10 protein-coding genes are annotated in these 9072 nt (G+C 29.2%); 5 read left to right on the top strand and 5 right to left on the bottom strand.

Annotated features, from left to right (window positions below; translation table 4 throughout):
• Nucleotides 1–154 precede the first annotated feature (154 nt).
• The 5 genes from yidC to galE form a co-directional block, all read right to left on the bottom strand.
• Nucleotides 155–1915 (bottom strand): membrane protein insertase YidC, encoded by a 1761-nt coding sequence (gene yidC / locus C4B24_RS04295; protein WP_131599543.1) that lies wholly within the window; start codon nt 1913–1915, stop codon nt 155–157.
• The gene (gene rnpA, locus C4B24_RS04290; protein WP_131599542.1) at nt 1899–2234 is read right to left on the bottom strand and encodes a ribonuclease P protein component; all 336 of its coding nucleotides are present in this window, start codon (nt 2232–2234) and stop codon (nt 1899–1901) included. The genes yidC and rnpA overlap by 17 nt, the downstream gene beginning before the upstream one ends.
• On the bottom strand, nt 2234–2377 hold the full coding sequence (gene rpmH, locus C4B24_RS04285; RefSeq protein ID WP_131599541.1) for a 50S ribosomal protein L34: 144 nt from the start codon (nt 2375–2377) through the stop codon (nt 2234–2236). The genes rnpA and rpmH (C4B24_RS04285) overlap by 1 nt, the downstream gene beginning before the upstream one ends.
• A gap of 194 nt (nt 2378–2571) precedes the next feature.
• Entirely contained in the window at nt 2572–2715 is a 144-nt protein-coding gene (rpmH, locus tag C4B24_RS04280; RefSeq protein ID WP_131599541.1) for a 50S ribosomal protein L34, read from the bottom strand.
• Between the two features lie 63 nt (nt 2716–2778).
• Entirely contained in the window at nt 2779–3756 is a 978-nt protein-coding gene (gene galE / locus C4B24_RS04275) for a UDP-glucose 4-epimerase GalE (RefSeq protein ID WP_131599540.1), read from the bottom strand.
• A gap of 267 nt (nt 3757–4023) precedes the next feature.
• On the opposite strand from galE, the gene dnaA reads away from it, so the two are divergent.
• From dnaA to C4B24_RS04250, 5 genes are all read left to right on the top strand, one after another.
• Nucleotides 4024–5391 carry a chromosomal replication initiator protein DnaA gene (gene dnaA, locus C4B24_RS04270; RefSeq protein WP_131599539.1) on the top strand — a complete coding sequence of 456 codons (1368 nt, stop codon included), beginning with the start codon at nt 4024–4026 and terminating at the stop codon, nt 5389–5391.
• 126 nt (nt 5392–5517) lie between these two features.
• Nucleotides 5518–6618 (top strand): DNA polymerase III subunit beta, encoded by a 1101-nt coding sequence (gene dnaN, locus C4B24_RS04265; RefSeq protein ID WP_131599538.1) that lies wholly within the window; start codon nt 5518–5520, stop codon nt 6616–6618.
• A gap of 9 nt (nt 6619–6627) precedes the next feature.
• Nucleotides 6628–6843: an RNA-binding S4 domain-containing protein gene (locus C4B24_RS04260; RefSeq protein ID WP_131599537.1), complete on the top strand. Its 216-nt coding sequence runs from the start codon at nt 6628–6630 to the stop codon at nt 6841–6843.
• Between the two features lie 138 nt (nt 6844–6981).
• Nucleotides 6982–7317 carry a hypothetical protein gene (locus C4B24_RS04255; protein WP_131599536.1) on the top strand — a complete coding sequence of 112 codons (336 nt, stop codon included), beginning with the start codon at nt 6982–6984 and terminating at the stop codon, nt 7315–7317.
• A 100-nt stretch (nt 7318–7417) separates the two neighbouring features.
• Entirely contained in the window at nt 7418–8854 is a 1437-nt protein-coding gene (locus C4B24_RS04250) for an aldehyde dehydrogenase family protein (protein ID WP_131599535.1), read from the top strand.
• Nucleotides 8855–9072 lie beyond the last annotated feature (218 nt).

The following is a 9072-nucleotide window of genomic DNA, read 5'->3' as shown; positions in this document are numbered from 1 at the left end:
CAATTGTTTTAATGCCCACAATTTATCTTTAAATTTATAATGTTTCATAAAAGACACCACCCTTTCCGAGTTGTGTCTTAAATTTTTATCCTAATATATGACCTTAAAAAGTCGTGTTTTCATTCTTTATGATTATATAAAGTTATTATTTAGTTTATTTAATACGTTTTGATTTTTTACGTTTTGATTGTCGCTTAATAATTTTATGGTTAAGAACATTTTGTCCAATTGTGAACAGCCCTCCGAAGATTCAATAAATCTGTAGACCTGCAGAGAATATAAGGGCCATAAAGATAAATACAGCCATCATAATGTTCTGTGTTTTATTAGCTTTTTTAAGAGCTGCTTTTTGATGAGCATTAATTCTATTTTTATCTCTACGTTTAGTAAGTAGACGTGGGATAAATAGAGAGATACCTTGTGTTGTTGCAGCAACTAACATCAATGGTAGATATTGTCATTCTCCATTAAATAACTCTTTGTATGATGTTTGTGAAAAGTTAATTTTCAATCATGTAGTTGATTTAATATGTGCAATACCACCAATGATTTTCCACATAGCAAGGAACAGTGGCATTGTTAAGAATATTGTCGCAACTGAACCAAGAGGAGAGATACCTTCTTTTTTATACATTTCAGAAAGTTCTTGTCTCTTTCTTTGCTCCATTTGTTTGTTACCTTTGTATTGTTCATACTTGGCTTCAATCGCTGCTTTTTTAGCGCTAAGTTCTTGTTGTTTAACTTGTTGTAGAGTAGATTTGAATGTAAGTAGGTATGCAAATGTACGTAATAAGATTGTTACTAGAGCAATTGTTATTAGTGATTCTCATCCGTTTAACATTGGTAATCCTTCAACAATTGCTAGTGTAATTCTTGAAAGTGGGTAAATGAATAATCCGTAAAATGGTCCAAGTGCTCAAGCTCTATTTCAATTATAAATAGCTCTTAATTTATTTTTTCCTGAAAGTTGAAATTTAATTGGGGCCTTTGCATTTTTATCATCAAATGATTTAAATGATGAAATTTTACTAAATGAACTTTCAATTTTACCATTTGAGTTAACAGGTATGATGTTTGTTTCTTGAAGTAATTTAGTTAATATAAGAGTTTTATTATTAACATCATTAATTTCTTTTATATTTTTATTATTAATTTCAATACCATTTGTATATTTTGTTTTATAGCCATTAACATCTTTAAATAATTTTGTTTTATTTAATTCTGTAAGTAGTTGATCAAAAACTGTTTGTTGGAATACTTGCTGAGAAGTTTTCCCTGCGAATGTTCATTTAATTTCATTAGGTATGTATTTTTTACCAGTCTTATCTTTTGATCATAATGTAAGTTCTTTTTGATTTTGTTTATATCCACTAAATCCTGAAGCTTTAGCAGAATTACCTGATGATTCAGAATAAACTAATGGAACACCATTAACATATGTTATATGTTTTGATTCATCTTGTTTACCATTAACAAGCATTTTTCCATCAACAAGAATTTGAACACCGATATTTTCAGTTTTTCATTGAGAGATGTTACCACCATCATTTTTAATCTTGCTATGAACTGCTTTAAGATCATCTTTATCACTTAACCAATAATTGGCCTTTGAATCTAATGTAGCAGTACTATTTTTAGTATTAACATTATATGTAACCATATAAGGTGCTACATCCGCTTCATTTGTATATAGTTCCATACCTTGACCAGTATATGAACCAGTACCAATAACAAACGATTGCACACAACCTGTAAGTGACAATGTTGCTAGAGAGATATAAATAAGTATTTTAAATACCTTGAAGAAAGTTTTCATTTTTTCTTTAGGTGTTTTTTGTTTTTTATCTCCTGTATTTCCATTTTGGAATCAATCATAATTCCCATTATTTCTAACTGGCTTATTTATTTTTTTCATTCTTTAACCTTTCAAAAACTTTGTTTATCGCTTTTTGTTGCTTTTTAAAAGAAGCATCAATAAAATTTTGTCTGACTATTATAACAACATTATATTTAAGGTCCATAATGTTCATTTCTCTAATGATAGCTCTTATCTTTCTTCTCATTAAATTACGCACGACTGCATTACCGAATTTTTTGGAAACAGATAAACCAACCCTAAGATGTTTATCATTTTTTTCGTAATACAAAATAACGTCATTCGAAACGAATTGCTTTCTTTTTTTAATGATTTTTTGGAATTCTCTGTTGTGGCGAACTCTAAATTGCTTCTTCATTATTTATCTGAAACTGTTAGTTGTTTTCTACCTTTTGCTCTTCTTCTTTTAAGAACAAGTCTTCCACCTACAGTTGCCATTCTTGCTCTGAAACCATGTGTTTTTGCATGTTTACGTTTGTTTGGTTGGTAAGTTCTTTTCATAATAGTCCTCCGTTTACTCTAACTTATATGTAATATAGTGTATAAATTATACCTTAAAAACATTTTTTTATTATTGATAAAGTTGTATTATCAATTCAAAAATAAATATCATTTAAAAAACTAAATAAAAAAAATACTGTATTATATTTTAAAAATGCAAAAGAAAAAGCGGTTTTCGCTTTATCTTATTAGTTTTATTTATCTGAAACTGTTAGTTGTTTTCTACCTTTTGCTCTTCTTCTTTTAAGAACAAGTCTTCCACCTACAGTTGCCATTCTTGCTCTGAAACCGTGTGTTTTTGCATGTTTACGTTTATTTGGTTGGTAAGTTCTTTTCATATGCTACTCCTTTAAATTTTATGGTTGCCGTCACTCGTGTGAGTTAAGTAATGGAATTATACCTTATTTTTTTAATTTTTTTCTAAAATCATATTCTGAACGAATCATAACATCAAGAGGTTGTTTAGTTTTTCAACCCAAAACATCCCTAGCATTTGATACATCTGCCAATAATTCTGCAGGATCTCCAGCTCTTCTATCACCCATTTCATTAGGTATTGCTATTTCCAATTCTTTAATAGCTGTATTCAATACTTCAAGCACGGAATGACCTGATCCTGAACCTAGGTTAAAAATATTAGATTCCTTATTTTTAATTGATCACTCTAATCCAATTATGTGAGCCTCAACTAAATCCATAACATGAATAAAATCACGAATACATGAACCATCTCTTGTTGGATAATCAGTTCCCATAGCAACGAATTTTTCTCTAATCCCTAGTGCTCCTTCAATTACTGATGGCAATAGATGTGTAAGTCCTTTCCCTCTAATACCTATTTTCCCTGATGGGTGTGCACCTGCTACATTAAAGTATCTAAAAATAACATGATTTGTTCCTCTAGCTTTAGTTCATCCTCTAATAATTGCTTCTGCAGCTAACTTAGATTCTCCATATGGGTTAACCGGTGTTTTAGTATCACTTTCTTTAATAGGCGCTCCACTTGTTTCTCCATATACAGCAGCTGTTGAAGAAAATACTACATTTTTAATACCTGCATCATCTGCAGCTTCTAAAAGTTTTTCAACTGAGTAAGTATTATTATTAAAATACATTAATGGTTTTTCAACTGATTCTGGAACAACAATATATCCAGCAAAATGCATAATACCATCAATTTTTCCTTCTTTTTTAAATATTCCTTTAATTGTTTCCACATCTCTTATATCAGCATTATAAAATGTAGCATCGGGATGTACATTTTCCATATATCCTCTTGATAAATTATCAATAATAACAACTTGGTTACCTTTTTCTATTAATGAATATACTGCATGCGAACCTATATACCCTGCTCCACCTGTTACAACTACTTTCATATTTTCTCCAATTCCTATAAATTTAAATTTCTCTATAAATTATACACTTTTATATTTTTTAAACATATATCCACACCTATTATTAAAGTATTTATTATATTTTTAGTTTTAAACCTTTTTACATCCAATAAATTGTGGAAAACTCATAAAACCCTTTAAAATAAACATTTTTATATGTGGATAACTTGATAGTTTAGTGTTGATTAAGTGTTATTTAGCGATTATTTACCCACATATGCATTTGAATAGTATTACAATTTAATTACTATGACTTTTGAAGCAAAAATAATAAATAATAAAACAAATACACAATTACTTCTAAATTATCTTGAAACATCAATTTCTGACGGAATGATATTTAATTCTTTTGTAAGAGAAATTAATATAATTGATGATCTTGGTGGAACTATAATTTTAGAAACACCTTCTGAGGCAGTTAAATTTATCCTTGAAAGAGATTATATAGAAGCTGTTGAATCAGCTGCAAAAGAAGTATTAGAAAGAAATGTTGACGTTAAATTGGTAATTAAGGGTACTTACATACCTGAAAGCAATGATGGTTCAGAATCATCAGTTAACCAAAATAAAAAGCCAACGCTTGCTGAATCAAATGTAATTGAAAAATATAACTTAGATAACTACGTTGGGTGTAAATTTAATTCAAAAGCCTTAAGAGGTGCTAAAGCTATAATTGAAGAACAGGGTGTGTTTTCTCCTTTGTTTATATACTCTTCTTCAGGTCTTGGAAAAACTCACTTATTACATGCGATTGGTAATGAGGTGATTAAAAAAGGTAAAACCGCCTTATTTATAAATCCTGATAGATTAACTTATAAATTAACAAAAGCAATGAAAAAGTCACAAGAGGCAATTAATGAAATCACTGATAAAATAACTCAATTTGATTACATTATGTTTGACGATATACAAAACCTTGGAAACAGGACAAAAACATTATCAATATTATTTAATATTATTAATACAGCGACTGAAAAAGGCACACAAATAATCTTTGCTGCTGATAAAACTCCGAATGAACTTGGTGGTTTCGAAGATAGATTTATCACCAGGTTTGAAAAAGGTTTGACTCTTGAAATTAAAACTCCAAGCATAAATGATTTAATAGAAATACTTAAACAAAAATTAGATATTGAAAATTTAAACTCAGCAAAATGAGAATCTCAAGCGTTATCTTTTATCGCAAGGAACTATTCAAATTCAATAAGGTCTATTGAAGGTGCGGTTAAAAGAGTTAAATTCTTTACAATGGATAATCAATCAATTAAATATACGCAGGCGGTTGTGTCAAAAATATTTGACCAATTAAAAATTAACAAAGAAGAGTTAACGCCTCAAAGAATAATTTCAACTGTCTCTCATTACTATAAAATTTCAAAAACCGATATATATGGGAAGACAAGAAAGAAAAACGTAGTACAAGCCAGGCATATAGCTATGTGACTTATAAGATCATTAAAACAATTATCATATGCTCAAATCGGTGAAATATTTGGTGGAAGAGACCATTCAACAACAATGTCAGCAATTAGCAAAATAGAAACTTCAATGAGAATAAATTCTGCGGTTAAATTAGCTATTAAACAAATCGAATCAAAAATTACAAAAGTTAGTTAATAACAAGTTACCCACATAACAGTAAAGCTCTAAAACTCACTCTATCAAAGGGTTTTAAGAGTTTTCCCCTAAATCCACAACACTAGTAATAATAATTAAACAAAAACTAACTTAAGGAGATATAAAATGAATATTAAAATTAAAAAATCATTATTTGAAAAGCATCTATCAAACATAACAAAGGCAATAACAAATAACCCAGCACTAACTTCTCTAAACGGAATCTTGTTTAAAGTAACTCAAGATTCCATAATTATGACAGCTTCAGATGGAGTACTTTCAATTAAAGAAACTCTACTCGTAAATGATGATGTAACTATAATAAAAGAAGGAACTATATTAATACCTGGGAAAATGTTAATTGGAATCATTAAAAAACAAAGTAGTGAAATAGAGCTTAAAGCATCGGACACTACATTAAGTATTTATTCAGCTGGTTCGAGTTTTAAACTTAATTTAATGGATGCTGAAGATTATCCAATCATTGACTTCGATTTAAGTGGGGATGATTTAGTTCTTGAAGGTAGTGAATTCAAGAAGGTTATAAAAGACGTTGCATTTGCTTCTTCTGAGAATAATAGACGTATTATCCTTAATGGGGTTAATATCATTGCTAAAAACAAACGTTTAAGAGTATCTGCTACCGATTCATATAGATTAGCCACATCTAGAATGGATACAATTTCAGAAAATGACTTTAATATTACTATTCTTACAAAAAATATCAAAGATTTTATACCTTCATCATTAAAAGGTGAAGTCAAGATTAAAGTTGATGAATCAAAAATTAATATTGAGAACGATTCTTCTGTTATTCAGTCAAGATTAATTGATGGAATTTATCCCGAACTATCAAGATTAATACCAAAAGAATATAATTATAAATTAGAAATTGATTCAAGAGAATTATCAAACTTAATTGATAAAGCAATTGTTGTTTCATCAAGTGATGCAAAAACAGTTAAATTAGAAATTAGAGAAGGTAAACTTCATATAGAATCAAAACAAGAAGAAGTTGGTAACTCACATGTTGAAACAGAAAATTTCACGTGAGAAGGTAACACAATGTTTTCTATTGCATTCGATTCAAAATTTATGAAAGACGCTTTAAGAACTTTTTCAGGTAAAGTTGTTGTAAGATTTATAGGAGAACTTAAACCATTCGTAATAATGGGTGAGTCAAACAAATCTCTAGTGCAATTGGTTCTGCCACATAGAGGATACTAAGGAGATAAAATGAAAATAGAAATAATTGGAGAATATATAAAGTTGGGCCAACTACTTAAAAAATTAAAATTCACTAGTTCTGGTGGAGGCGCTAAAGCTTTTATTGAAAGAAATAAAATTACTATTAATGGTAACGCACCTGAAGGTAGAGGTTCAAAAATTAGACCTGGGGACACAATTTGAATAAATGATCAAGTTTTTTTGATTAAATCTAAAGCGGCATAAGTCGTTTTTTATTAACCGCTAAAATATTTTTTACTATGTTTTTTACATTATTGATTTTTAGACCAATAAACTATGATAGAATTCAACAGCTAAACAGTTTTATATAAAAACATTTATTTATAATTTAAGGAGGAAAAAATGGCTTCAAAATCAAACAAATCAGGTGCAGCTCAAAGAGATCAATGATTTAAAATTGCTATCTATGCAACATTAATGTGATTGATTGGGTTGGTAGTTATGATTATTGCTCGTGCAATCGATGTTCATATAGTAACAAATGTTCTTTATGCACTTGGTGCAATATTATTTGCTTTTGCTTGAATCATTGTATTAGTATTTGGTATCTTTACAATCATCTACTCATTAACATTGAAAAATAATGAACAAATTCTAGGAATTATTTGTGGTATTCTATGTATCTTATTCCCAATTGTCGGTGTAATTATGGCATGAATTCTTTACTACAAAAAATAAGAAATTAATTAATAGAGCAAACGTTCTATTTTTTTTATTTAGTTTTTTACAATATTTAGTTTTTTGGAATGTATAATTTAAAAAAGAAAGAGGTGAATCAATGGAGGCAAGAGCATATATAAATGGAGTGTTTGTAATAGGTAAGAAAAGATATTCAATAATATCACCAAATACTTTGGAGGAATGTGGTACAGCCACAGCGCTTTCAAAAAAAGGAATAGATCAAGCTTTTGAAGTTGCTAAAAATTCTCAAAAAGAATGAGCTTCTTTACCAAGAGAAGAACGTATTGATTATATTGAAACATTCAAGCAATTATTAATTGAAAATAAAGAGGAATTAGCAAAAATAATGCTATTGGAAATTGGGAAACCTTTTCAACAATCAATAAAAGAGATTGATAGAACCGTTGCATTAATTAATGAAACAATTTTTGCTTATCATAATATATTAGTGAAAACAATAAAAGGAAGCACTTTAGGTGTTCCAGAAAAAATGATTTCAATTATAAGGGAACCACTTGGAGTAGTAACTGCAATCTCACCTTTTAATTATCCTGTTAACCTCTCTTTAGCAAAAATAATACCTGCATTAATTTCGGGTAATTCAGTTGTTTTTAAACCAGCTACAAATGGTTCTTTGTCTGGTTATAAAATGGCAAGATTATTTGATGCAGCTAAATTTCCAGCTGGAGTATTTAATATGGTCACAGGAAGAGGAAGTGAAATTGGGGATTATCTTACAAATCATAAAGGTGCAAATGCAATTTCATATACTGGTTCAACAAGGGTTGGTTTATCAATTTCTGAAAATGCAAAAATGCAAAATGTTGTTCTTGAAATGGGTGGTAAAGATCCCGCTCTTGTTCTTAAAGATGCTAATTTAGATAGCACTATAGATAATATTATAAAAGGTGCATTTTCATTTGCTGGGCAAAGATGTACTGCTATCAAGCGTGTATTTGTTCATGAAAGCAAAAAGAAAGAATTTGAGTTAGGGATTAAAACAAAGGTTGCTTCTATTCCTTCGGGAACTAGTGATTCAGATGTTATGGTTGTTCCTTTGATTACTGAAGCAAGTGCTAAATTCCAGAGAAAACTTATTAATGATGCAGTTAAAAAAGGTGCAAAAATTTTAATAGGTGGGAATATAAATAAAAATTTTGTTGAACCAACTGTTTTAGTAAATGTTGATGAAACTATGTTGATTGCTTATGAAGAACAATTCGGTCCTGTTTTACCAATAATTTATTATTCAGATTTAAATGATGCCATTAGACAAATCAATGAATCAGAATATGGTTTGCAATCATCTGTTTACGGAAATGATATTGAAGATGCTGTTGAAGCAGCAAATCAAATAGAGGCTGGTAGTGTTAATATAAATTGTGCGCCTTCAAGAGGTCCAGATAGACTACCTTTTACAGGTGTTAAAAACTCTGGTTTTGGAGTTCAAGGTATAAAATATGCTCTTGAGTCTATGACAAGACCTAAAAATTTAGTTATTTTTAAAAGTAAGAAAAAACGTTTTAGAAAATAAAAGTGCTTTAAGGCACTTTTATTTGATCTCTTTAAGATATCCCAGCAATAAAAACCAATCATACAAGACTGGTTCAATAAAAAGTATTTTTTGATATAAAAAAAGAACCTTTAAAGTTCCTTCCTCGATTGAAATTTAAAGTGCAACACTTAGAGTTAAAATTTAAGTGAGGCACTTTTCATATGCAATTATCCAAAATAGGCAAATGAAAAGTCCCT

This window comes from Mycoplasma marinum (assembly GCF_004335975.1).
Lineage (GTDB): Bacteria > Bacillota_I > Bacilli_A > Mycoplasmatales > Metamycoplasmataceae > Mycoplasma_K > Mycoplasma_K marinum.
The sequence above is the reverse complement of the archived record's forward strand: the minus strand, read 5'-3'. Positions and strand labels throughout refer to the sequence as shown.